23 protein-coding genes are annotated in these 22,783 nt (G+C 70.8%); 9 read left to right on the forward strand and 14 right to left on the reverse strand.

Features of this window, described 5'->3' with window-relative positions; genetic code table 11:
- Positions 1-243: 243 nt before the first annotated feature.
- Positions 244-699 (reverse strand): DUF4254 domain-containing protein, encoded by a 456-nt coding sequence (locus ACIO52_RS15605; RefSeq protein ID WP_218716572.1) that lies wholly within the window; start codon positions 697-699, stop codon positions 244-246.
- A 235-nt stretch (positions 700-934) separates the two neighbouring features.
- A complete protein-coding gene (locus tag ACIO52_RS15610; RefSeq protein WP_218716571.1) occupies positions 935-2,080 on the reverse strand; it encodes an acyl-CoA dehydrogenase family protein in 1,146 nt (381 codons plus the stop codon).
- 419 nt (positions 2,081-2,499) lie between these two features.
- Here ACIO52_RS15610 and ACIO52_RS15615 point away from each other — a divergent pair, with 419 nt between their 5' ends.
- Complete coding sequence (locus tag ACIO52_RS15615) at positions 2,500-3,798, forward strand: hypothetical protein (RefSeq protein ID WP_218716570.1); 1,299 nt, start codon at positions 2,500-2,502, stop codon at positions 3,796-3,798.
- Positions 3,799-3,862: 64 nt separating this feature from the next.
- Complete coding sequence (locus ACIO52_RS15620) at positions 3,863-5,128, forward strand: hypothetical protein (protein WP_402644482.1); 1,266 nt, start codon at positions 3,863-3,865, stop codon at positions 5,126-5,128.
- Here ACIO52_RS15620 and ACIO52_RS15625 read toward each other — a convergent pair.
- The 10 genes from ACIO52_RS15625 to ACIO52_RS15670 all read right to left on the reverse strand — a co-directional run bounded on the left by ACIO52_RS15625 (position 5,125) and on the right by ACIO52_RS15670 (position 15,848).
- Positions 5,125-6,567: an AIM24 family protein gene (locus ACIO52_RS15625; RefSeq protein ID WP_218716568.1), complete on the reverse strand. Its 1,443-nt coding sequence runs from the start codon at positions 6,565-6,567 to the stop codon at positions 5,125-5,127. The genes ACIO52_RS15620 and ACIO52_RS15625 overlap by 4 nt on opposite strands.
- 81 nt (positions 6,568-6,648) lie before the next feature.
- Positions 6,649-7,200 (reverse strand): GNAT family N-acetyltransferase, encoded by a 552-nt coding sequence (locus ACIO52_RS15630; protein ID WP_218716567.1) that lies wholly within the window; start codon positions 7,198-7,200, stop codon positions 6,649-6,651.
- Positions 7,197-8,174, reverse strand: a complete 978-nt coding sequence (locus ACIO52_RS15635) for an ABC transporter substrate-binding protein (RefSeq protein ID WP_218716566.1) — start codon at positions 8,172-8,174, stop codon at positions 7,197-7,199. Before ACIO52_RS15635 ends, ACIO52_RS15630 begins: the two co-directional genes overlap by 4 nt.
- Positions 8,175-8,207: 33 nt before the next feature.
- Complete coding sequence (locus ACIO52_RS15640) at positions 8,208-9,293, reverse strand: iron ABC transporter permease (protein ID WP_316573762.1); 1,086 nt, start codon at positions 9,291-9,293, stop codon at positions 8,208-8,210.
- Positions 9,290-10,198 carry an ABC transporter ATP-binding protein gene (locus ACIO52_RS15645; protein ID WP_402644487.1) on the reverse strand — a complete coding sequence of 303 codons (909 nt, stop codon included), beginning with the start codon at positions 10,196-10,198 and terminating at the stop codon, positions 9,290-9,292. Before ACIO52_RS15645 ends, ACIO52_RS15640 begins: the two co-directional genes overlap by 4 nt.
- Positions 10,195-11,139, reverse strand: coding sequence for a hypothetical protein (locus tag ACIO52_RS15650; protein WP_218716564.1), 945 nt, complete (start codon positions 11,137-11,139; stop codon positions 10,195-10,197). The genes ACIO52_RS15645 and ACIO52_RS15650 overlap by 4 nt, the downstream gene beginning before the upstream one ends.
- Before the next feature lie 5 nt (positions 11,140-11,144).
- A complete protein-coding gene (locus tag ACIO52_RS15655) occupies positions 11,145-12,728 on the reverse strand; it encodes an MFS transporter (protein WP_402644491.1) in 1,584 nt (527 codons plus the stop codon).
- On the reverse strand, positions 12,725-13,765 hold the full coding sequence (locus ACIO52_RS15660; protein WP_316573766.1) for a pyridoxal-phosphate dependent enzyme: 1,041 nt from the start codon (positions 13,763-13,765) through the stop codon (positions 12,725-12,727). The genes ACIO52_RS15655 and ACIO52_RS15660 overlap by 4 nt, the downstream gene beginning before the upstream one ends.
- Positions 13,762-14,586 (reverse strand): hypothetical protein, encoded by an 825-nt coding sequence (locus tag ACIO52_RS15665; RefSeq protein WP_316573767.1) that lies wholly within the window; start codon positions 14,584-14,586, stop codon positions 13,762-13,764. Before ACIO52_RS15665 ends, ACIO52_RS15660 begins: the two co-directional genes overlap by 4 nt.
- Positions 14,583-15,848, reverse strand: a complete 1,266-nt coding sequence (locus tag ACIO52_RS15670) for an ATP-grasp domain-containing protein (protein WP_402644496.1) — start codon at positions 15,846-15,848, stop codon at positions 14,583-14,585. Before ACIO52_RS15670 ends, ACIO52_RS15665 begins: the two co-directional genes overlap by 4 nt.
- Before the next feature lie 103 nt (positions 15,849-15,951).
- Between ACIO52_RS15670 and ACIO52_RS15675 the strand changes: the two genes are divergently transcribed.
- A complete protein-coding gene (locus ACIO52_RS15675) occupies positions 15,952-16,647 on the forward strand; it encodes a hypothetical protein (RefSeq protein WP_402644498.1) in 696 nt (231 codons plus the stop codon).
- 101 nt (positions 16,648-16,748) lie between these two features.
- A complete protein-coding gene (locus tag ACIO52_RS15680; protein WP_218717981.1) occupies positions 16,749-18,173 on the forward strand; it encodes an amidase in 1,425 nt (474 codons plus the stop codon).
- Here ACIO52_RS15680 and ACIO52_RS15685 read toward each other — a convergent pair whose 3' ends face one another.
- Both ACIO52_RS15685 and ACIO52_RS15690 read right to left on the reverse strand, forming a co-directional pair.
- Positions 18,174-18,404 (reverse strand): hypothetical protein, encoded by a 231-nt coding sequence (locus tag ACIO52_RS15685; protein WP_218717980.1) that lies wholly within the window; start codon positions 18,402-18,404, stop codon positions 18,174-18,176.
- 186 nt (positions 18,405-18,590) lie between these two features.
- Entirely contained in the window at positions 18,591-19,052 is a 462-nt protein-coding gene (locus tag ACIO52_RS15690; protein WP_402644502.1) for a MarR family winged helix-turn-helix transcriptional regulator, read from the reverse strand.
- 37 nt (positions 19,053-19,089) lie between these two features.
- On the opposite strand from ACIO52_RS15690, the gene ACIO52_RS15695 reads away from it, so the two are divergent.
- From ACIO52_RS15695 to ACIO52_RS15715, 5 genes are all read left to right on the forward strand, one after another.
- On the forward strand, positions 19,090-19,500 hold the full coding sequence (locus tag ACIO52_RS15695; protein WP_402644505.1) for a cupin domain-containing protein: 411 nt from the start codon (positions 19,090-19,092) through the stop codon (positions 19,498-19,500).
- A gap of 67 nt (positions 19,501-19,567) precedes the next feature.
- Positions 19,568-20,512, forward strand: coding sequence for a metal ABC transporter substrate-binding protein (locus tag ACIO52_RS15700; protein ID WP_402644507.1), 945 nt, complete (start codon positions 19,568-19,570; stop codon positions 20,510-20,512).
- Positions 20,509-21,240 carry a metal ABC transporter ATP-binding protein gene (locus ACIO52_RS15705; protein ID WP_218717977.1) on the forward strand — a complete coding sequence of 244 codons (732 nt, stop codon included), beginning with the start codon at positions 20,509-20,511 and terminating at the stop codon, positions 21,238-21,240. Before ACIO52_RS15700 ends, ACIO52_RS15705 begins: the two co-directional genes overlap by 4 nt.
- Positions 21,241-21,250: 10 nt before the next feature.
- On the forward strand, positions 21,251-22,126 hold the full coding sequence (locus ACIO52_RS15710) for a metal ABC transporter permease (RefSeq protein WP_218717976.1): 876 nt from the start codon (positions 21,251-21,253) through the stop codon (positions 22,124-22,126).
- Positions 22,127-22,236: 110 nt separating this feature from the next.
- Positions 22,237-22,755 (forward strand): hypothetical protein, encoded by a 519-nt coding sequence (locus ACIO52_RS15715; RefSeq protein WP_218717975.1) that lies wholly within the window; start codon positions 22,237-22,239, stop codon positions 22,753-22,755.
- The last annotated feature ends 28 nt before the right edge of the window (positions 22,756-22,783 follow it).

Raw genomic sequence — 22,783 nt, forward strand, 5'->3', positions numbered from 1 at the left:
GGTATCTCGGGCCGAGCTCCGTTCGCCGCCTGCCGAGACGGTTCGGGTGTCGGCTGGGCGAAGGTGGATGGGGGTGTGGCCGACGTGGTCGTGGCGATATCGGCGTAGTGAACGGGCCCCGCCGCCCGAAGAACGGGGTCCGCCTGCCGCGCCGGACCTGGGGGAGGGTGGGTGTGAACCCGGGCGCGGCCGTGGAGCGGTGGTGCGCCGGTTCCGTGGCCGGTTCGGGCAGCGCACCGACTGTTATTCGGTGCGCGGGCGGTTCCGGCTTGGTTGCGCGCCACCGCTTTCCGGGCTGTCGCCTTCGGGGCCGTCGGGCAGTCGGCGCGCGCCGTTGGCCACCTCGACGATGAGATCGTCGTAGCCGCAAGCCAGTTCGTGCAGGCGCAGCTGGGCCGCGCGCAGTTCGGATTCGGCGCCGCAGGCCAGCGCGCGATAGGTGAGCGCGGCGAAGTGGGCCATTCGATCGACGACGGCGCCGATGCTCTCGGTGTGCATCGGCGCCGTCGTCGCGGGCCGGGGGGAGCGGATGACCACCCACCGGTCGATCTCGCAGACCAGACGTGCCCGCTCCCAGTCGATCTCGCTGGTATCGCCCGGTACGAGCTGTTCGCGGCGTTCGTGCAGACCGGCCAGTTCGTGCGCGGCGCGCAGGACGGGATCACCGTCGCCGGCGAACCCGCAGACCGCCTGCATCATGTGTTCACGGTCCGGCAGTACCGGTTCCTGTCCGGGTGCACCCGATGAACCGCCGTCCGTGTCCACTGTTGCCGCACCGTCCTCGTCGCCCGCGTTTGCACCGCTTCCGAAGGACATTCGTCTCCACCGCAGGTCCGGATAGGTCACGAAATGGCAGCTCAACCACGAAAACCGGCCGCGAGCAGCAGCGTCGCTGCGGCTCGCGGCCGGTCGAGACCCCCTGTGCGCAGGAGTGTTACAGGCTCCTGGCGATGATCTCCTTCATGATCTCGTTGGTGCCCGCGTAGATCAGCTGGACGCGGTTGTCGACCCACATCCGTGCGATCGGGTACTCGTTCATGTAGCCGTAGCCGCCGAACAGCTGCAGGCAGGTGTCGGCCACCTGCATGGCGCGGTCGGTGGTCCACCACTTCGCCATGGCGACGGTGGGGATGTCGAGCTCGCCACGGATGTGCTTCTCGACGCAGTCGTCGATGAACACGCGCGCGATGCGGGCCTCGGTGGCGACCTCGGCCAGCTTGAACTTGGTGTTCTGGAATCCGAAGACCGGGCGGCCGAACGCCTCGCGCTCCTTGGTGTAGCGCAGGGTGTGCTCGAGGGCGATCTCCATGCCCGCGACCGCGCCCATGGCCACGATCAGGCGCTCCTGCGGCAGCTGCTGCATCAGCTGGATGAAGCCCTGGCCCTCCTGGGTGCCGAGCAGGTTGGTCACCGGGACGCGCACGTCCTCGAAGAACAGCTCGGAGGTGTCCTGGCCCTTCTGGCCGATCTTGTCGAGCACGCGGCCGCGGCGGAAGCCGGGGCGGTCGGCCTCGACCAGCACCAGCGACACGCCCGAGGCGCCCTGGGTGGGGTCGGTCTTGGCGACCAGGATGATCAGGTCGGCCTGCGCGCCGTTGGTGATGAAGGTCTTCGACCCGTTGATGACGTACTCGTCGCCGTCGCGGATGGCCTTGGCCTTGACGCTCTGCAGGTCGGAGCCGGTGCCGGGCTCGGTCATGGCGATCGCGCCGACGACCTCACCGCTGGCCATCTTCGGCAGCCACTGCTTCTTCTGCTCCTCGGTGCCGTAGGCGAGCAGGTAGTGGGCGACGATGCCGTTGTGCAGGCTGACGCCCCACGAGGTGTCGACGGCGCGGGCCTGCTCCTCCATGAGGACGGCCTCGTGCGCGAAGGTGCCGCCACCGCCGCCGTACTCCTCCGGGATCGACAGACACAGCAGACCCACTTCACCCGCTTTGTTCCACAGGTCGCGGTCCACGTGGTGCTGCTCGCGGTACTTGTCGATATTGGGGACGAGTTCCTTGGCCATGAAGGCACGGGCGAGGTCGCGCAGGGCGTCCAGGTCCTCGTTCATCCAGCTGGACCGGTTCACGGCCATCGAGTCTCCTTACGGCTCGGCACAGCACTGGTCCAGGGGTGACCAGTGGTTACAGATACAGTGTGGACCACTATTGGCGAAGTGGCAATAATGAATTCTCGCCGGCGTGGGCCGGTGTGCGGACGCTACCTTGACGGCGTAAAACGCGTGCCCGATTCGCGTTGTCCGCGAACATTGTTCGACAACGGATCCGCACCGAAGGTGCGAAAACAGTGGTCCGCGCGGAGGTCGGCGATTATCTTTCGGGGTCGCGCTACCGACCGGTATCGCCTGCGCGTGTCGCTCGCGGCGCGCCGAGAATGGGCAGCGGTGTCGGAGCATCGGTTTCGCACCGGAGGGTGTATGGACTATTAATGGCGTGTGCCGTTCACACGTGTGGTCACCCGTCTGCCTTCGCGATGCCGGGGCGGTGGTCAGGCATGACCATCGAGTCTCCCGTCGAGGACGATGTCAGCCAGCTCGCCCAGCGCGTCGAACGGGCGCGTGGGCGCCTCGCCTATCAATTCGATCCCGCGCTGACCGACGCGCTGTCCGAGGACGAGCTGCGCGCGGAGCGGGAACTCGCCGAACGCATCCGTGAACAGGATCGCGAACAGCGCTGGAAGCACACCCAAGCGATGGCGCAGGCCTCCGACCGGGCCAGGAGCACCACCGAAGCGATCGAGAAGGCCGACATGCGAGATCTGCTGCTCGCCAGGAAGGCGATGGCCGCCCAGCGGCGCGAATCGAGCCCGCACGCGAAGCTGGCTTCGCTGTACCGGCATCGGTCGTGGTCGCTCAAGGCGCTGGCGGGCGTCGTCGGCGCCGGCATGTTGTGGTCGGCCGTGAACGTGCAGCACAACATCGCTCCCGGCGGCCCGAGCGATCCGCTGTACTGGTTCAGCTACCTGCTCGAGGCGATGATCAGCGTCTGTCTGATCATCATCATGGTCGGCACGAACAAAGTCGCCGAGTGGGGCGTCATCGACAACCGGCGCCAGGTCGCCATGGCCGAGATCGCGCTGCTCGGCCTCACCGTCACCCTCAACACCTACCCGTATGTGCGCGATGGCCGGTGGTACGACGCCGCGGTGCACGCCGTCGCGCCGGTGATGATCGGTGTCGCGCTGCTCATCCACGACGCCGCCAGCGCGAGGTACGGCCTGGCCATCACCCGGGCGACCAGCCAGGTCAGGGACATGCCCGACCCGGCCGAGAGCATGCTCAACCGGCACGCCACCGAGGGTGTGCGCCTCACCTACACGCCGCCGATGACCGGTCAGGCCCGTGCCGAGGCGTTCGCCGCCGACCAGGCCGCCGCCACCGCGCCGATCAGCCGTGAACCCGCCTGGGCGCCCACCGAGCCGATCGCCACCGGCAACGGTAAGCCCGCCGAGAAGCGCAAGCGGTTCGGCATCGGCAAGCCGGGGTCGGACAAGACCGCGGCCAAGAAGACCGTCGCGCCGCCGTCGGTCGCGCCCGAGCCCGCCGAAGCGGCCAAGCCCGCCGAGACCGTGAAGTCCACCGACTCGGTCCCCGCGGCCCGCAAGAGCACCATCTCCGACATCGAGGCGCGCGTCGAAAAGGCCTTCGCCGAAGCCAACTTCGGCTATGAGGCGATCGAGCCGGTCAACGTCTACGACACCGGCCAATTCCGCATCGCCGAGAGCCTGGAGCAGGAACTCAACGCGATGCGGGAGGCCCGCCGTCAGGCCCGCAAGGAGCGCGCGGGCTCCTGATCACCGCTTGACCGCGCCGCTGATTCGTGCTCGCTGAGCACGGTCGGCGGCTATCGTGCTGCGAATGAACGGGCGTGCGTTCGTCATCGGGGCGGTCGGTCTGCTGTGTGGCTACCTCAGCGGGTACGTCATCGGCCACACGCGAACCAACTTCGCCGTCGTCGCGCGCGACGGGCGGGCGAGCTGGTTCGGGTCGGGGCCGGGGTCGGCCGCGGTGATCGCGGCCGTCGTCGCGGTGGCCGTGGTCGTGCTGCTCGGCCGGTTCCGGGCGCGATATCTGGTCGCGGTGGCGGCGGGGATGGCCGGGCTGGCGATGGTGGTCGCGATCGCGGCGTTGCAGTCCGCCGGGACCTGGTCCGAGCAATGGGTTCTCGGCAGTATCGGTGCCGGGCTGCTGATCGCGGCCGCGGTGCTGCGGCCCGGCGGACAGACCTGGTTCGTCGTCGGATCGATGATCGCGGTGCTGTACGGCGCGCGCATCGACGACAGTGTCGAACTGTCACGGCGTTACGCCGACTATCTGACCACGCGCACCGTGCCCGACCTGCCCGACAGCTGGCCGTTGCTCGTCGCGGCCGTGATCGCGTTGCTGGCGGCGGGTTTCGTGGTCGGGCGGGAGCGGATCGCGCCGGTGTCGTCAGGGCGCGCGGTGGCCGTCGGTGCCGGGGTTCCGCTGGCAGCCGGTGCGCTGATCTGGGCGCTGGGCGTGCTGCCGGGCAATCCGTCGGTGACGGTCGCGGTGGTGGCGGTCGCCGGTGTGGTCGCGGTGAGCCTGTGGTTGCCGCCCGTCGAGGCCGTCTATGTGCTGACCATCCTGGCGATCTCGGCCGCGATCGCGGTCGATCCGGTGGTCGGCGTCGGGCCGGATCGGATCGGCCTGTCGATCCAGATCGGCGCGCTGGCGCTGGGCGCGCTGGTCGGCACGGTGTGGTGGCGGGTTCCGGTGGCCGGGATCGGGCTGTGCGCGCTGGTGACGCTGAGCGGCCTGGTGTCGGTGCTGAGCGGCGGCGCGGTGATCGCCGAACTGGCCTTTCGATTCGTCCTGCCCGCCGCCATCGGCCTCGCGGTCGGCGCCTGCCTGCCGGTCTCGCCGATGACGGTGATCGGCGTGTCGGTGCTGCCCGTGCTGGCCCGGCTGTTCGAGAACAGCCGGGCCGGCCGGGGGTCCGAGCTCGAGCTGGGCTGGACGGCGTACACGCCCGACACCTATACCGTCGCCACGCGCACTGCGCTACCGCTGGCGGCGGCCACCGTGGTGATCCTGGGCTGCGCGGGGCTGGTGCGGTGGCGGCAGCGTGACAGCGCCGACCAGGGACAGCCCGTGATCTAGCCGAAGATGCCGCCGGAATGACCCGCCTGCTGGCCGCCGCCGGTGCCGCCGATGAAGCCGCCGGGCGGCATCTCCGAGGGCTGCACGATGACGAAGCCGCGCCCGGTGAACGACAGCGTGCTCGCCTCACCGGTGCTGCGGCCCATCAGCCTGCCCAGGCCGAACGAGTCGTTGCGCTTGATCCCGGTCTGCAGGCTCGACGACCACGCGACCGCGGCGTTGGGGTCGGCGAAGGTGGGCTGGTCGACGGTGAGGACCACCGGGGTGCCGTGGGTGGTGATGGCGATGCGGCCGCGGCCGGTGAACACACAGTTGAACAGGCCCGCGTTGGAGGCGTAGCCCGCGGCGCCCTGGACCCGGCCGATGTCGTAGCGCAGGGTCGAGTCGAAGGCCAGCACGTTGGCGCCGTTGATGGTGAGGCCGTCGGTCCCGTCGAGGTCGATGATGTGCACGTCGGCGGCACTGTTGGCGACGAACAGGTCGCCGCGGCCGGTCACCTTCATCAGCGGCACGCCCTCCCCGGTCAGGTGCTGCCGGATGGCGCGGCCGATGCCGCCGGAGCCGAGCGCCTGGAACTGGAGGTCGCCCTGGTAGGCCACCATCGAACCGGCCCTGGCCATCACCTCGCCGTTGAGGCCGACCTTGATCATCTTGCCGCCCTGCTTCTGGATCCCGAGGCCGTTGACCTCGGCGTGCGAGGGGTCGAACAGGTCGCTGTGCACGGGCTGGGCTCCTTGCTGGGAAGGGAACGGAGACTGCGGGGCGGGAGCTCCCGGATACGGCGGAGGTGGGACGGGCGCGGCCTGGCCGGGCGGGAAGGCCACGGTCGGCGCGCTCGGTGGGTAGGCGGGGGGCGGGCCCGGTGGAGTGGCGGGCGGGGTGCTCGGCGGGTAAGCGGGCGGCGGGGTGGGCGCGGGCGGTTCCGGCTCGTCGTCGAGGTTCACGCCGAACGCCGAGGCGATCCCGGCCAGGCCGTCGTCGTAGCCCTGCCCGATCGCCCTGACCTTCCACGCGTCACCACGCCGGTAGATCTCGACACACACGACACCGCTCTCGGTGGTGAGCCGGGGGATCGGGAAAGTCAGTGTCCCCGAGGTCGATCCGATGGTGGTGGTCAGCTCGCCGACGGCGGCGAAGGTGGTGGGACCGCGCCCGTCCAGGCTCGCGGTCACCACCACCTTGTCCACGTCGGCGGGCAGCGCGGAGGTCCGCACCTGCACCACGTCCGGTCCGCCGTTGCCGTGCCGGTAGACGACGCCGGGCCCGGTCGGCTGATTGAAGAAGACGAAGTCGGCGTCGGAACGCACGACTCCGGCTGTGTTCAGCAACAGGGCCGAGACGTCGACCGAGGCCGAACTCGCCACGGTGACGGTCAGCTCGTCACCGGGGGCGGGGCGGTTCTCGCCGGGAGCCAGCGCGGTCACGACACCACGTCCCATGACTGGGTGGTTTGTCCGATTCGAAATCGTTCCACGGCCTCGATAGTGCCGTGTGTGCCGCCGCCGCGCCAGCTGCCCCTGTCAGCGCGGCTGTTCCCGGTCCAGCGGGATTTCCAGATGCACGGTCTGGAATCCGTCGTGGGGGCCGCGCGCGTCGTGCACGACCCGGCCGAAGGTGAGCCAGAATTCCAGGGCGCCGGGTGTCCGCGCGTCGGTGTGCAGGTACAGCTTCTCGAACGACGACGTGGCGCGCACGTGCTCGATCGCCGCCGCGACCAGCCGGGTGGCCAGGCCGCGCCGGTGGTGTTCGGGCCGGACGTAGACCCGGAACAGCTGCGCGGTGGTCGCGTCCGGATAGGCCAGGGCGAGCTCGGCCGGATGCGGTGGGTGCGCGGGCCCCTGCGCCCGGACCGCGGTGGTCGCGACGATCGCGCCGTCGTGTTCGGCGACCCAGAGCCGATGGCGGGGCTCGCGCAGGTACGCGTTCTCCGGATCGATCACGTCCTGGTGGTATTCGGGCAGGTAGCCGATGCCGAACACGCGATAGAAGGTGTCGAGCATGACGCTGCGCGCGCCCGGCAGATCCGCGAGTCCGGCGGGCCGGACGAGATAGTCGGTGGTGGCGGTGGTCATCGCACCCGCTCCAGTTCCCGGTCGAGCACTTCCAGTCCCTCGACCGCGACCGGTCCCGGCCCGGTGTAACCGAAGGGCGCCACGATGATCCGGTCGTCGCGGATCGCGCGCAGCCCGGCGAGTTCGGGTCGCTGACGCAGTGCGGTGCGGACCGCCTCGGGCGTCTGATCGCCCTGGGTGAGCAGGATGATCACCGCCGGATCGCGGGCGATGAGGGTCTCGGTATTGGCTTCGAAGTTGCGCTTGTCGATGCCGCCGTAGATGTTGTCCAGGCCCAGGATCTTCATCTGGGCGTCGACGGTGCTCTTGGCCCCGTAGGCCTTCAGCTGGGCGCCGTCGCGGGAGATGATCAGCGCCGCGGCCGGAATGCGGGCGGCGCCGGCCGGATGCCGCTGGGTGACGGCGTCGACGCGGCGCTGTAATGCGGTGACCTCGGCGTCGGCGGCACTCGCGGTGCCGAAGAGCTTGCCGTAGAGGGAGATGTCGGCGAACACGTCCTCGAAGGTGCCCGCCGCGTCGCGGCAGTAGCCGCGGGTCACGATCAGCGGGATGTTCACCTGGGCGAGGTCGTCGGGGGTCACCGAGAGTCCTTCGACGCTCACCACCAGGTCGGGGGCGCGGCTGATGATCTCCTCGCGCGCGAGTTCCGCGGTCGGCGCGGTGATTTCGATGCCTTTCAGCCGATCGCCGTATTCGCCGGGGAAGGCGGCGGCTTCGAAGGTGCGGGTGACGATGCGATCGGCCGCGCCCGCCGCGGCGATCAGCGGAGCGGCGATGGACCCGACGGTGACGACGCGCTGCGGCGGCGCGGTGAAGGTGACCTCGCGACCGCAGCTCGAGATCGTCATCGGGAAGCCGTCGGCAGCCGGGGTGGTGGCCGGGGCGGGCGTGCCGCACCCGGCGACGACGGCACTGGTGAGCAGGGCGAGAACGGGCAACGTCGCACGGCGCGACGCGGAGACACCTGAGAACACGGTGATCGGGTTTCCTTTCGTGGAGCGAAGAATTCAGGAGGCCGGGGCCTGGAAGCGCCGGATCAGGATCAGCAGCAGGGGCGCGCCGACGGCTGCGGTGACGATGCCGATGGGCAGCTCGCGCGGCGCGAACACCGTCCGCGCGGCCACATCGGCGACCACCAGGAACAGCGCCCCGAGCAGCCCGCTGACCACCAGCAGCTGTCGGTGCGCCGCACCGGCGCAGAGCCGGGCGACGTGCGGCACGATCAGCCCGACGAAGCCGATGGCACCGGCCACGGCCACCACCGCGCCGACGGCCAGCGCGACGAGCAGCAACGCCCACAACCGGATCCGGTTCGGGGCGACGCCGAGCGTGCGCGCGGTGTCGTCGCCCGCGGCCAGCGCGTCCAGGCGCGGAGCCAGCAGCAGCACCGCGACCGTGGTCACCGCGACGACGGCCACCGTGGTCGCCACCGAGGACCACGCGGCGGGTGCCAGCGAACCGAGCAGCCAGAACAGCACCGTCCGGGCGCCTTCGGGCCGGTCGGAGGCGAAGATCAGGAAGCTGGTCGCCGCGGCGAAGATGTAGCCGATCGTGACCCCGCCCAGCAGTAGCCGCAGCGAGGTGAGCTGTCCGTTGATCCGCGCGATGACGAACAGCAGCGCGGTGGCGGCCAGCGCGCCGACGAACGCGCTCGCCGCCAGGGCCGTCGCCGTCGTCGCCGCGGTGATCCCGAACAGCAGATACACCGCGGCGCCGGTCGAGGCGCCGGAGGTGACGCCGAGGATGTGCGGGTCGGCGAGCACATTCCGCACCACGGTCTGCAGCACCGCACCGGTGATCGCCAGTGCCGCCCCGACGAGCGCGCCGAGCAGCACCCGGGGCACCCGCACCAGCCAGACGATGGAGTCCTGCGCGGAGGTCCAGTCGGCCGTCACCGGGTGCCCGAGGGTGTGGTGGCCGATGATCCGCGCGACCGTGCCCGGCGGCACCGCCACCGGCCCCAGCCCCGCGGCCACCAGCAGGGTCACCACGAGCGCGACACCCAGTACACCGGCCGGCAGGAGCGCGCGCCGCCGGTGCCGGGCGTGGTCGAGATCGTCGACCGTGGGTGGGATCGTGAGCGTCGCGGTCATTGCGCAACCGCCTCTCGGTTCGCGGGCGACGGTGTGTCGTCGCTCGGTGTGTCGGGATCGCCGGGGTCCGCGGTGGATGCTCGCGCCTGCACCGACCGGTCGGCCGGGGCGGCCGCCGGTTGGTTGGCCCGGGCGGCTGTCGGTTCGTCGGTGGGGCCGAAGAGGAGTTGGATCGCGCCGAAGGCGGTGGTCCGGCGGACCGGGATGCCGTAGACGGGCTCGAGGACTTCCGGGGTCAGGACGTCGGACACGGTGCCCGCGGCGGCGACCCGGCCGCCGTCGAGCAGGACGAGCCGGTCGCAGTAGCGCGCGGCCAGGTTCAGCTCGTGCAGCACCACGATGGTGGTGGTCGCGGTGAGGCCGCGGACCAGGCCGAGCAGTTCGTGTTGGTAGCGGATGTCGAGGTGGTTGGTCGGTTCGTCGAGCAGCAGATGGTCGGCCTGCTGGGCCAGCGCCCTGGCGATCAGGACGCGCTGCCGTTCGCCGCCGGACAGGGTCGCGAACCGGCGTTCGGCCAGCGCTCGCGCCCCGACGTGGTCGAGCGCGGCCGCGGCGGCGATCCGGTCGGCGCGTGCATACCCTTGGAACGCACCGACCCACGGCGACCGGCCGAGCAGCACCGTCTCGGCGACGGTGACCGGGGTGTCCGGCGGGGATTCCTGGGCGACCACGGCCAGCCGGCTCGCGAGCGCCCGGCCGCGCAGCTGGTCGACCGGCGTCGTATCGATCACGACGGTGCCGCCCGCCGGGCGCAGCGCGCGATACATCAACCGCAGCAGGGTGGACTTGCCGGACCCGTTCGGCCCGATCAGCCCGATCGTGCTGCCCTGCTCGACCTGGAAGGTGATGTCGTCGAGGGTCGTTCGGCCGTCGTAGGTGAAGCGGATCTGGTTGACGGTGATCATCGCGGTGTGCTCTCTGCTCGGGGGTGGGACGACAGGTGGGCGCGCTCGCGCGGCGGCGTGTCGACGGCGGGCCGCCACGAGTGGTGCACCGTGACCGAGCAGGCGAAGCCGTCGCAGATGCGCCGCGCGGCGAGAACCTGCTCGCGCAGCCGGGAATCGCTGTCGGCCAGCAGGATCCCCGTCGTGGTGCCGCTGTGCGCGACGACGACGCCGAGCGCGCCGATCGCGCGCGCCGCGCGGATCGTCGCGTCCAGATGCGGCCGGTCCCGCAGCGTCGCGCTGAGCACCGCGCTGCGGGTGGCGACCGCCCCGACCCCGGCGAGGTCGCCGCGTGCGACCGCGACCGTCAGTTCGCTCAGCAGCCGGTCGTATTCGCGCTTGTCGGCCGGGCCGAAACACGGCCCGGCGCGGTTGAATTCGACGGTGTCGACCGCACCGCCCTCGTCGCCGGTGACGATGGTCAGCGGCGGCAGCGTGCCGAGCCGGGCGAGCAGCCTGACCTCGCGATGGAAGTAGGCGACGGTGCCCGGATACATGACGCCGTCGGAGGGTTCGATGGCGCGCAGGTCGGCCTCGAGTTCGTCGACGGGCACGGTGCGGCCCTCGGCGTCGGCGACCGCGCGAGCGGTGGCGACGAGGTCGGCGGTGGAACTGGCCAGGCCCTTGCCCTCGGGCAGTTCGCTGTGCAGGGTCAGCCGTCCGCCCCGCAGCACCCGGGACCGGGCGACCATCGCGCTCGCCAGCCTGCGCGCCTTCGACTTCTGTTCCGGCACCACGGTGATGCCGTCGCCGCCGGGCTCGAAGACGGCCACGGAGCCGCGCCGGATGGGCAGGGTGACCAGGAAGTGCCGATCACGCGCGGTGACGCCTTGCAGCAGTTCCCCGCAGCTGCCGTAGGCGCGCCCGACGCCGATCCCGGACGCGGTGAGGTCGGTGGTCATCGGTGTCACCGCCGTTCGCCGGGAGAGTCGCCGCTGGGTACCGTGGCCGCCGACGCCCCGCGAGAGGCACCGCTACGGGTGGCGCCGGGCGCGCGGGCCGCGAGATCGGGAGTTCCGCCGATGCCGGTGGAGCTGGGAATGCGGCCCGGGGGAGCAGGAGGGGCATCGCTACCGGTGGCGCCGGGCTTGCGCGTGGGGGAAGTCGCAGGGGCGACGGCATCGGTGGCGCCGGGCATGTGCGCTGGGGGAGCCGGCGGGGCGTCGGTGTCGATGGTCTCGGGGCTGGGGCCGGGGCCGGGCAGCACGTCGTGGTGGTGCAGGCGTAGCAGGGCGAACGCCGACAGCAGTCCCGCCGCGGCGCAGAGCAGGGCGGGCGGCCAGGTGAGTGGTCCGCCCGCGCGATCGAGCACCGCGCCGATCACCGAGGTGGCCACGACCGTGAACACCCCCGATGCCAGATAGAACGCGCCGAAATACGTTCCGGTCAGCCGATTCCCGGCGAAGCGGCCGATCGCCTCGTTCACGAACGGTTGCACCGCCGTCACACCGAGAGCCAGCAGCACCGCGGCCGCCACCACAGGCGCGACGCGGATCACGGTGCCCACCAGACCATCACCCGCCGCCGCGACCAGCCCCGCCAGGGCGGGTGGCAGCAGGAACGACAGACCCATGATCGCCATCCCGAGCGCCATCGCGGGCCCCCGCCGCGATCGGCGCGCCAGCACCGTGGTGACCCGCACCTGCAACGCCACCACCGCGATCGTCTCCACCACGAACAGCGCGGCCACCGCGGCGGGACCGTGCCCCGGCCCCGCGCCGTCCTGTGCCTGCAGGGTGAACACGAAGTAGATCTGGCTCTGCAGCGCGAACATCGGCATCAGGGCGAGGGTGAAGGCCCAGAACCGGCGATCGGTGAACACCGTCGCGAAGTCGGCCCCGACGCCGCCGTCGTGCCGGGGCACCGGACGGGCGGGCAGCAGCAGCCACTGCACCACCGCGAGCACCGCGAAGATCGCGGCCGCGACCAGCGCGGATATCCGGAAGCCCGCCGCGATCAGGACGGTGCCGAGCACCGGACCGATCGCCGAGCCCGCGTTGCCGAACACGTTGAACAGCGCGAACGCCTGCGCGGAACGGGCACCGCTGTCGCGGGCGATGAAGGCCCGGACCGCCGGATTGAACAGTGCCCCCGCGAAACCGGTGAGCACCGAGGCCGCCAGCACCACCGGCAGCGACCCGCCCACGGCGAACAGCGCGAAGCCGAGCGCCCGGACGGCGAGTCCGGTCATGATCACGCCGCGGGCGCCGAGCCGGTCCGCCGCCGAGCCGCCGACCAGGAACAGTCCCTGCTGGCTGAGATTGCGGACCCCGAGCACCACACCGACCACCGCCGCCGACAGGGCGAGGTCGTCGAGGAGGTACTCCGCCAGGAAGGGCACCAGCAGGTAGAAGCCGATATGTCCGACAAGGTGATTCACCAGCAGCAGCCGCACCGCACCCGGCATCGCGCGGAACGTGGCCGGCCCGCTCATCCGGCGGCCCCGCCGCGCGACCGCGAACCCGGCGCGGCTGCCGGCGAGCCGGATCACGCCGTCACCTCCGCGGCGGGATCGCGCACGATCGCGCAGCGGCCCCAGCCGGTCACCTCTGACCCCGTGGGCGATTGGAGCTCTGCCGGTGCGTGAGCGTGCGGGCCGAGCAGGTTGTTGGCGTGGCACCAGTCGTCGTCGTAGATGGTGCGCAGGTAACGGTGCGGCCCGTCGGGAAACACGGTGAGCACCCGGGCTTCCGGTGCGCGGTCGGCGGCCCAGCCCGCGACCAGGGCGGCGGCGCCCGTGCTCCAGCCGCCGGCGATCCCGGTCGAGGCCGCGAGCCGACGGCACGACGCGACCGCCTCACTGGCACCCACCCAGTGCACCTCGTCGAAATCGGCGTAGGCCACATTGCGGGGCAGGATGCTGCTGCCCAGACCGCGCATGAGTCTGCGCCGGTCGGGCTGGCCGAAGATGCGGGAGCCGACCGCGTCCACCCCGATCACGCGTAGGTGGGGCCACCGGGTGCGCAGTACCCGGGTGAGCCCGGCGCAATGTCCGCCCGAGCCGATCGAGGCGACGAGCACATCGACGGTGTCGACCTGGTCGAGGATCTCCGCACCCATCGCCCGGTAGCCGCCCGCGTTGTCGGGGTTGTCGTACTGGTCGGGCCAATAGGCGCCCGGTGTCGCGGCGAGCAGCTCGGCGAGCCGGTCCAGCCGGGCGCGCTGCCACCCGCCCGTCGGGTGCGGGGTGGCGACGACCTCGAGGGTGATCCCGAAGGCCGAGAACAGCGAGCGCAGTTCGGGTTCCAGCTCGTCGTCGACCACGAGCAGGACCGGATGCCCGAGTGCCTTGCCCGCCAGCGCCAACCCCAGACCGAGGGTGCCGCTGGTGGATTCGATGATGGTCGCGCCCGGCGCCAGTTCGCCGCGGGCCGTAGCGCCCCGCAGCATCGACAGGGCCGCGCGAGCCTTCATGCCCGCGATGCTCGCGGCTTCGAGTTTCGCCGTGTACCAGCTGCTTTCGGTGGCGATCGGCACGACGGGCGTACCGCCGACGAGCTGGAGCAGGGCGGGCTGCGGTGTGGTCATGAGCGCTCTCGATAGGTGACGACGGTGCTGGGTCCGCCGTCGAGGGAGAAGAACGGGTACGGCTCGGCCGAGATCGCGTGCACGCCGGCGCCGAGGAACCACGGCAGCACCGCGCTCCCGGTCTGGGCGAACAGCACCAGCGGGAGACCACGATCGACGGCGATAGCGCGCAGCGTGTCGAAACTGCCGTTACCCAGCGTCATTCCGGTGACCAGCAGCGCGTCGAAGTCCGGCGGGGCCGCCGCGACGGACTCGTACACGGGCTCACCCCATTCGGTGACGCCGCCCGCGAGGTCACACGGCAGATACTCGATCGCCCGCGCCCGTAGTTCGGCCAGCAGCGAGCCGACCACCCCGACGACCAGCACCTTGCCGACCCCGGCGGGCAGCAGGTCGACCACCGCCGTGGCCCGGCGACGGGACTTCGTCAGGGAGGTCGGCCCGTCGATCACCACCGGTTCGCCCCTCGCCCCGGCCGCGTGCGGATGCGGGTGCGTCTGCATCAGGTAGGCGTCCAACGCGGCGATCCTGACCTCGGGGCGCGGATGCGCGAGCAACTCCGCGATCGAGGCCGCGACGCAGTCGTCGACGAGTTCGGTCGTGGCCGTGCCGGGTTCGAGCCCGCACGAGCCGACGGCCGCGCCGAGCCGGATGCTCAGCACCTCGTTGCGGTAGCCGCGGGTCCGGCCTGGGTGGCGGGTGCCGTAGGTGGTGCGGAACGCGGTCGAGGCGTGCAGGGAGGTGGCGTCGGGCCCGAGCAGGCCCGCGCGCGCCCACTCGGTGAGTTCGGCGACCGAGGGGGGACAGGCGGCGACGGTCATGCCGGACCACCCGGCGCGGCGAGCTCGAAGCGCAGGTCTGCGATCAGTTTTCGGGCCGGCTCACCCGCGCCACCGGGCGCGGTGTCGGTCACCATGACATGACCGAGGTAGCTGTTGTTGTCGGTCGCCGGCCGCACCCGCGTGCCGAGCGTCGCGAGGGTGTACTCCACGATCCGGGGGTCCTCGGCCCAGTGGGCGGCGCCGTCGATGCCCGTGAGTTCGCCGGTCCCGGTGGGCACGGCGAACGCGACCGCCGCGCTCGCCACCGCGGTCGGGCGAGGTGTCAGATCCGGGACGCCACCCGCGGCGACCTCGGCATAGGTCGCGGCCAAGTCGATTCCGGTCACCCGCCGGATGAGTTCGGTGATGCGGTTGCCCGCGGGCCGCGGGTTCACCTCGATCAGGCGCGGGCCCCGCGCGCCCAGCTTGATCTCGGTGTGCGCGACGGTCGCGTCCAGGCCCAGCGCGGCGACGGCCGCCACCGCGAGTTCGACGACGGCCGCCGTCTCGGTGTCCGACAGCGCGGCGGGAAACATGTGACCCGCTTCGATGAACGCGGGTTCCCCGGCGAGCTGCTTGTCGGTCACGCCGATCACCGTCGTGCGGCCACCCACGGTCACCGTCTCGACGCTGAATTCCGGTCCGTCGACACACTCTTCGAGCAGCACCCGTGGTGAGCGGCGCTGGCCACGCGCGTTCACCGGAAACCCGGCGATCCGGTCCACCGCGGCACGCAGCTCGGTCTCGTTCTCGACGCGGCGCACGAACATCCCGCCGCACAGATCGACCGGCTTCACCACCAGTGGATAGCCGAGAATCGCGGCGGCGCCGACGATCTCGTCCCAGTCCTGCGCGATCTCGAAGGCGGGGCCCGCGACACCGGCGGCGTGGCAGAGCTGTCTGGTCCGGTACTTGTCACACGCGTCGGCCACGGCGGTGCGCCCGGCGCCCGGCAGGCCGAGGTCGGCGGCGATCGCGGCGACCGTCGGCAGGTAGTAGTCGCAGGAGGTGAGCACGCCGTCGAAACCGAAGACCTCGTGCAGTTTTCGCACGTAGGGCAGCAGCGTGGCCTCGTCGTTGGTCTCGGCGGTGAACACGTTGTCCGCGGCGAGCAGGGGGTGCGGGGTCGGTGTCCCCGGTCGGAGGTAGTGCGCGAGATCCCTGGTCAGGAAGCTGAACCTGTGCCCGGTGTCCTTGATTCCCGCCGGGAGCAGGGTGCTCATCGAGCCGACCCAACTCTCCACCATCAGCAGATGTCCCACGTAGCCTCCCAGCCTCGAGCAAGGTGCTAATGATAACCATTATCGTTAAGATGCGACAGTCGAGCGCTCGCTCGAACGGAAATGATGAGGAAGACGCATGTTGATGAGGAAATTCGTAGTGCCCGCCGTGCTTTCGCTGGCGGCGTTGACGGCCGCCACCGGGGCGGCGCACGCGCAGGCGCCGGAGCGACCGGTGTCCTTCACCGCCCACGCCACCGAGACCGCGTCGATCATCGAGATCGAGCAGGGCTCGCTGGTGGTGGACAACGGGGCGCTGCAGGTGCGCGACACGGCGGGCACCGTCGTCGCCGCGACGCCGCTGACCTTCGCCGTCGACGATTTCGAGTTCCCGATCGCCGCCGAGATCACCGGCCGCACCGCCACCCTCACCCCCCAGCTGAGCATGGACAAGGCCGTCTACAAACCGGTCGCACTGCCCTTCGAGGACAAAGCGCCCTGGAAGTCGGAATACGACCGCGAACAGGCCGCCTGGTCACGCATGACCAGCACCATCTCCCTCGGCGCCGCTGTCGGCACCCTGGTCGGCGGACTCGGCGGCGCCGCCGTCGGCTGCGTGCTCGGCGGGATCGTCGGCGCGACGGTCGCCTCGGCCACCATCGTCGGCCTGTTCGGCCCGTTCCTGCCCGCGGCGGCGGTCGGCTGCCTCGGCGGCATCCTCGCCATCGGCGCCCTCGGCGCCGTGGCGGGACAGATCCTGGTGACCGCGCCGGTCGCCCTCGGCGCGGCCATCCAGTACTTCACCACGATCAACCAGCCGTTCACCCCGCCCGCCAAGTAGGCGGGAGTCCCGTGGCCCGCGGGGGTCGCGGGACTCTAAGGGTTTCTCGAGGAAATTCGTTACCGCCGCAAATGGCCGTCTGATCGCATTACGCTGCGGCTATGAGCACTACCGTCCATGGATTCACCGATGATGCCCTCGGCACGCTGGATGCCGTCGGAGTGGCCGCGGCGTTGCGCGCGGGAGAGGTCAGCCGGGCGGAGGTGCTCGAGGCCGCCATCGCGCGGACCCGGCGGGTGGACCCGAGTCTGGACGCGGTGCAGGTGGCGTGCTTCGAGCGGGCGGCCTCGGCACCGGAGACGGCCGGCGTGTTCGCCGGGGTGCCCGCGTTCGTCAAGGACAACACCGATATCGCCGGACTGCCCAGCTGCCACGGGTCGGCCGCCTTCACTCCGCGCCCGGCCACCGTGACCAGCGGTCCCGGCGCGCAGTTCCTGCATTCGGGCGTGGTCGTGCTCGGCAAGTCGACGCTGCCGGAGTTCGGGCTCACCGCCAGTACCGAGTTCACCGGCCGGGCGCCGACCCGCAATCCGTGGAACATCGAGTATTCGGCCGGGGCGTCCTCGGGTGGTTCGGCCGCGCTGGTCGCGGCCGGGGTGGTGCCGATCGCGCACGCCAACGACGGCGGCGGCTCGATCCGGATCCCCGCCGCGGCCAACGGTCTGGTCGGCCTGAAGCCCACTCGCAACCGGCTGCTCGATCAGCCCGGCGCCCGGCAACTGCCCGTGCATCTGGTCGCCGAGGGTGTGGTGACCAGGTCGGTCCGCGACACCGCGCACTATCTGGCCGCGGTCGAGCGGTTCGGCGCGAACCCGAAGCTGGCGCCGATCGGCCTGGTCGAGGGGCCCAGTGCGCGGCGCCTGCGGATCGGACTGATCAGCGAGGACGTGCTCGGTCGCCCGGTGCACCCCGACAATGCCGCCGTGCTCGCCTCGGCGGCGCGGATTCTGGCCGGTCTCGGTCACGAGGTCGTCGAGACGCGGCTCGACGTGGAACCGCGGTTCGTCGAGGACTTCAAGCGATACTGGGCGATGATGGCCGCCGCGATGACGCTGTCGTTCCGGTTCGGTCACCGCGACCACTTCGACGCGGGCAAACTCGATCCGTTCACCAGCGGCCTGATCGGGCTGGCCAAGCGCAATCCGCTCGCGGTGGCCGCGTCCACCTGGCGGTTGCGCTCCGGAACCGCCACCTACGACCGGCATTTCCGTGATGTCGACGTGCTGCTCACCCCGGTGCTGTCGCATCCGGCGCCGCGGATCGGCGAGCTGGCGCCGGGGCAGCCCTTCGACGCGCTGTTCACGAAACTGGTCGACTATGTGGGCTTCACGCCGCTCAACAATGTCGGCGGCGGGCCCGCGGTGTCGCTGCCGCACGGTCTGCTCCCGCACGGCCTGCCCGGCTCGATCCAGCTCGCCGCCCGCCGGGGCGACGAGCGGTCGCTGCTCGACCTGGCCTACCAGCTGGAGGCGGCCAGTCCGTTCCCGCGCATCGTCGACCGGACGGCGGCCGAGGGCGCGGCTTGATCAGCTCTGCCGCACCGCGACATTGATCGGGCGCAGCCGGCCGGGGCTGGCGGTGCCCGCCTCGAATGCCCAGTGCTCGCCGTGCCAGCCGGGGAATTCGGTGTGCCAGCGGCCGACCAGGCGCGGGTCCTCGAGCGAGTCGATGACACCCGCCGAGCCGGTGTACTGCAACCGCTCGTACTTGTGGCGGGTGATGGTGTCGACCGTGGCGACGGTGGCGAGGGAAGACATGACGATCCTGTCGGGAGGGTGAGAACGGTGACTGACGTGACGAGGCGCGTCCGGTGCGATGGTCCGGATGCCGCGGTGGCGCGTCACCGCTCGCTGCCGAGTATGCCGCGCGACGCGACACTACGCGGGTTCTTTTGAAAATCCTGTTCTTCGGATTAACCGTTACCCGTCATCGCCCGGTGATGATCACCACGACGGGCGCACCCGGCCCGGTGTGACCATCCGGGCGATCGCATTCCTGGTCTGCGCGAGTGTCGTCGGACCGAGGGTGTTCGCCCAGCGTGCGGCGAAGGCGGCGGCGGCCGCGTCGGCGGCGCGGGTGCAGGCCCAGCCGCGGTCGGTGAGGGTGATCAGGCGGGCGCGCGCGTCGCGCGGATGCGGGTTGCGGTCGGCGTAGCCCTTGGTGACCAGCTCGTCGACCAGCTGGCTGGCCGCCTGCTTGGTGACGCCCAGGTGCTCGGCGATCTCGCCCACGGTCGCGCCGTCGGGCGCCATCCGGACGAAGGCGAATCCGTGCGCCGGGCGGATGTCGGTGAAGCCCGCGGCGGTGACGCCCGCCTGGATCGCCGCGCTCACCTCGGTCGCCGCGGCCAGCAGCAACAGGGGCAGATCGGATGCCGGTGGCGGGTTCTCGGGCACAGCGGTCATTCTGGCACTTGACACAATGGTCAATCTACTTGACTATATGGACAAGTTAATTGACTATTTGAAAGAGGCGCTCATGCCGGTCATCCGTTCCGCCGACGCTCAGGTCCACGAGATCCACAACGCCCGATTCACCTCGTTCATCCGTCCCGGCACCGGCAGTGCCGAACTCTGTGTCTGGCAGACCGAGGTCGCACCCGGCTCGGTGGGCGTCCCCCATCGCATCCTGCGGGAGGAGGTCTTCGTCCTGCTCTCGGGCGAGGTCGAGATCACCATCGACGGCGAGGTGGCGTCGATGAAGCAGCGGGATGCCGCCGTCGCGCCCGCCGGGTCGATGATCGGTCTCACCAATACGACCGATGAGCCCGCGGTCCTGTTCGTGACGGTTCCCGTCGGCTTCTCCGCGGAACTGCCCGATGGTTCGACTTTCGTCCCGCCCTGGGCATCCTGAACCGTCACAGCGTCTGTTCCAGGCGTTGAACTTGAAAGTTCGGTAACCCGAACAATATAATTCTGGAATGAAGGTTGGGTTTCACCGCACGCCGGGTTCGTCACGGCGCCGGCTGCTCGCGGCGTCTGTGCTCAGTGTCATGGCGTTCTCGCTGACCGCGTGCGGTGGAGTCGCCGCCGACGACGACGGCAAGAAGGTGGTGCTCACCACCTTCACCGTGCTCGCCGACATGGCGCGCAATGTCGCGGGCGAGCATCTGCGGGTCGAGTCGATCACCAAGGTCGGCGCCGAGATCCACGGTTACGAGCCGACACCCGGCGACATCAAGAAGGCGGCCAAGGCCGACCTGATCCTGGACAACGGGCTCAATCTGGAAGCCTGGTTCGCCCAGTTCGTCGCCGATCTGAAGGTGCCGCACGCGGTGGTCAGCGAGGGCGTGACCCCGATGGACATCGGCGAGGACGCCTACCGCGGCAAGCCGAATCCGCACGCGTGGATGTCGCCGGTGAACGCGCAGATCTACGTCGACAACATGGTCCGCGCCTTCGCCGATCTCGACCCCGAGCACGCCGAGGCCTACCGGGTCAACGGCGCCGCCTACAAAGCTCAGCTCGGCGCCGTCCGCGACGATCTGGTCGCCGCCGTGAACACCCTGCCCGCCGACCAGCGGGCCCTGGTGACCTGCGAGGGCGCGTTCTCCTACCTGGCCCGCGACACCGGGCTCACCGAGAAGTACATCTGGCCGGTCAACGCCGAACAGCAGGCGACCCCGCAGCAGATCGGCTCGGCCATCGACTTCGTGCGCCAGCGCGGCGTGCCCGCCGTGTTCTGCGAGTCCACCGTCTCCGACGCGCCGATGCAACGCGTGGTGGAGGCCACCGGCGTGCGCTTCGGTGGCACGCTCTACGTCGACTCGCTCTCGGAGGCCGACGGCCCGGTGCCGACCTACCTCCAGCTGATCCGCCACGACGCGAACACCATCGCCACCGCACTCGCCGGAGCCCCGAAATGACCACCGCGCCTGTCGTCGAGATCCAGGACGTCACCGTCCACTACGGTGACGTGCTCGCCCTCGACAATGTCGAACTGACCCTGAAATCCGGCCGGGTCTGCGGCCTGATCGGGATGAACGGTTCGGGTAAGTCGACGCTGTTCAAGACGATCATGGGCCTGGTCACCCCCGACCGCGGCCGCGTGCTGATCAACGGCAGCGCGCCCGTCGCGGCCCGCAAGGCGGGCAGCCTCGGCTACGTGCCGCAATCCGAGGACGTGGACTGGAGCTTTCCGCTGTCGGTGCGCGATGTCGTGATGACCGGCCGCTACGGGAAGATGGGCTTCACCCGCCGGGCGAGCAGGGCCGATCGCGCCGCCGTCGCCGAGGCGCTGGCCCGCGTGGACCTCACCGAGCTCGCCGATCGCCAGATCGGCCAGCTCTCCGGTGGTCAGAAGAAGCGAGCGTTCGTGGCCCGCGGCATCGCGCAGGAGGCGACGATCCTGCTGCTCGACGAGCCGTTCGCCGGCGTCGACAAGCGCTCGGAGGCCACCATCACCGCGCTGCTGCGCGAACTCGCCGCCGACGGCGCGACGATCCTGGTCTCCACCCACGACCTGCACGCCCTGCCACAACTGGCCGACGAGGCGGTGCTGCTCAACCGCCGGGTGCTCGAGCACGGCGACCCCGATGTGGTGTTGCGACCGGAGAACCTGGCCAAGGCCTTCGGGCTCGACGTGGACGCGTGAGGAAGACCTGATGAGCCTGGAAGAATTCTTCATCGATCCGCTGCGCTACGAGTTCATGGTGCGCGCGCTCGCGACGACCGTCACCGCGGCGGTGGTATGCGCGGTGCTGTCGTGCTGGCTGGTGCTGATCGGCTGGTCGCTGATGGGCGACGCCGTCTCGCACGCGGTGCTGCCCGGGGTGGTGCTGGCCTACATCGTCGGCTGGCCGTTCGCGGTCGGGGCGGTGATCTTCGGTTTCCTCGCGGTCGCGCTGATCGGCGTCGTCCGCGACACCAGCCGGGTGAAGGAGGACGCCGCGATCGGCATCGTGTTCACCACGCTGTTCGCGTTCGGTCTGGTGCTGGTGTCGGTGACGCCGAGCCAGACCGACCTCAACCACATCGTGTTCGGCAATCTGCTCGGGGTCAGCCGGGGCGAGATGATCCAGATCATGATCCTGGCCGCGATCGTGCTGACGGCGCTGGTGCTCAAGCGCCGCGACTTCACCCTCTACGCCTTCGACGCCACCCACGCGCACGCCATCGGGCTCAACCCTCGCGTGCTCGGCACCGCATTGCTGGCGCTGCTGGCGCTGACCTCGGTGGTGGCGCTGCAGGCCGTCGGCGTGGTGCTGGTGGTGGCCATGCTGATCATCCCGGGCGCGACGGCGTATCTGCTGACCGACCGGTTCTCCCGGATGCTGCTCATCGCGCCGACGGTGTCGGTGGTGTGCGCGGTGACGGGTCTGTACCTGAGCTATCACCTCGACACCGCCGCGGGCGGCATGGTGGTGGTCACCCAGGGGGTGGCCTTCTCGTTCGTCTACCTGTTCGCGCCCCGGCACGGCGTCATCGGCCGCAGGCTGACCGCCGCGCGGGCGCGCGCGAAGGTGGGCGTCGCGAGCTGATTTCGGCGAATCCGCCGCGCGGAACCCGGTCGCGTCGCACCATGTGACCTGGAACGTGTTCCAGTTGCCCAGGGCTACCCGCCGCTGCGGCACGCGGGAAAGGTCGCTCGATGTTCGGACTCGGGATTCTCGATTCCGTCGCCCTCTCGCTGGACGCGCCCGACGGGCGTCCGCGTGAGGTCCGGCGGGCCCAGCAACTGGCGGTGTGGCAGGCCGTCTACTGCACCGGTCTCGCGCTCGTGACCATCCCGGCCACGCAACTGCTGCCCGCCGATTCCCTGCTGCTGCGCTACGAGGGCTTCGCCTACCCCGCCGCGATCGCCACGGTGCTGCTGGCGGTGCTCACGAGCGGGTTCGCCAATCGCAGTCGATACGTGCACGCGCTGGGCTGGTACGGGGCGGCGGTGATCATCGGCGTCGCGTTGTTCGGACTGCTCACCCTGCCCGCCGTGGTGGTGTCGGCCGCGGTGATCACGCTGCTGGACCGGCCCGCCTCCACCGCCTGGTTCGGGGTCTCCGGTACCGCGGAACCGGTCGCGTTCTGCCGTCGGGCGACGCTGCCTGCCTGGGCGGTGCCGGTCGCGCGTCCGGTGGGGCAGCGGTGGAAGGCGCTGCTCGCCGAACGGTGAGCCGGCGAGCTGTCGGGGCCTGCTGGCA

This window comes from Nocardia sp. NPDC087230, assembly GCF_044744725.1.
In the GTDB taxonomy this organism is placed as follows: domain Bacteria; phylum Actinomycetota; class Actinomycetes; order Mycobacteriales; family Mycobacteriaceae; genus Nocardia; species Nocardia canadensis.

Excerpts from the sequence above, each read along its gene's own strand:
- ACIO52_RS15680 (WP_218717981.1), top strand. The coding sequence starts at position 16,749 with ATGAGCACTACCGTCCATGGATTCACCGATGATGCCCTCGGCACGCTG.
- ACIO52_RS15660 (WP_316573766.1), bottom strand. The coding sequence starts at position 13,765 with ATGACCACACCGCAGCCCGCCCTGCTCCAGCTCGTCGGCGGTACGCCC.
- ACIO52_RS15700 (WP_402644507.1), top strand. The coding sequence starts at position 19,568 with ATGAAGGTTGGGTTTCACCGCACGCCGGGTTCGTCACGGCGCCGGCTG.
- ACIO52_RS15625 (WP_218716568.1), bottom strand. The coding sequence starts at position 6,567 with ATGGGACGTGGTGTCGTGACCGCGCTGGCTCCCGGCGAGAACCGCCCC.
- ACIO52_RS15675 (WP_402644498.1), top strand. The coding sequence starts at position 15,952 with ATGAGGAAATTCGTAGTGCCCGCCGTGCTTTCGCTGGCGGCGTTGACG.
- ACIO52_RS15640 (WP_316573762.1), bottom strand. The coding sequence starts at position 9,293 with ATGACCGCGACGCTCACGATCCCACCCACGGTCGACGATCTCGACCAC.
- ACIO52_RS15645 (WP_402644487.1), bottom strand. The coding sequence starts at position 10,198 with ATGATCACCGTCAACCAGATCCGCTTCACCTACGACGGCCGAACGACC.
- ACIO52_RS15615 (WP_218716570.1), top strand. The coding sequence starts at position 2,500 with ATGACCATCGAGTCTCCCGTCGAGGACGATGTCAGCCAGCTCGCCCAG.
- ACIO52_RS15710 (WP_218717976.1), top strand. The coding sequence starts at position 21,251 with ATGAGCCTGGAAGAATTCTTCATCGATCCGCTGCGCTACGAGTTCATG.
- ACIO52_RS15650 (WP_218716564.1), bottom strand. The coding sequence starts at position 11,139 with ATGACCACCGACCTCACCGCGTCCGGGATCGGCGTCGGGCGCGCCTAC.
- ACIO52_RS15705 (WP_218717977.1), top strand. The coding sequence starts at position 20,509 with ATGACCACCGCGCCTGTCGTCGAGATCCAGGACGTCACCGTCCACTAC.
- ACIO52_RS15620 (WP_402644482.1), top strand. The coding sequence starts at position 3,863 with ATGAACGGGCGTGCGTTCGTCATCGGGGCGGTCGGTCTGCTGTGTGGC.
- ACIO52_RS15605 (WP_218716572.1), bottom strand. The coding sequence starts at position 699 with ATGATGCAGGCGGTCTGCGGGTTCGCCGGCGACGGTGATCCCGTCCTG.
- ACIO52_RS15715 (WP_218717975.1), top strand. The coding sequence starts at position 22,237 with ATGTTCGGACTCGGGATTCTCGATTCCGTCGCCCTCTCGCTGGACGCG.
- ACIO52_RS15630 (WP_218716567.1), bottom strand. The coding sequence starts at position 7,200 with ATGACCACCGCCACCACCGACTATCTCGTCCGGCCCGCCGGACTCGCG.
- ACIO52_RS15610 (WP_218716571.1), bottom strand. The coding sequence starts at position 2,080 with ATGGCCGTGAACCGGTCCAGCTGGATGAACGAGGACCTGGACGCCCTG.
- ACIO52_RS15690 (WP_402644502.1), bottom strand. The coding sequence starts at position 19,052 with ATGACCGCTGTGCCCGAGAACCCGCCACCGGCATCCGATCTGCCCCTG.
- ACIO52_RS15685 (WP_218717980.1), bottom strand. The coding sequence starts at position 18,404 with ATGTCTTCCCTCGCCACCGTCGCCACGGTCGACACCATCACCCGCCAC.
- ACIO52_RS15695 (WP_402644505.1), top strand. The coding sequence starts at position 19,090 with ATGGACAAGTTAATTGACTATTTGAAAGAGGCGCTCATGCCGGTCATC.
- ACIO52_RS15665 (WP_316573767.1), bottom strand. The coding sequence starts at position 14,586 with ATGACCGTCGCCGCCTGTCCCCCCTCGGTCGCCGAACTCACCGAGTGG.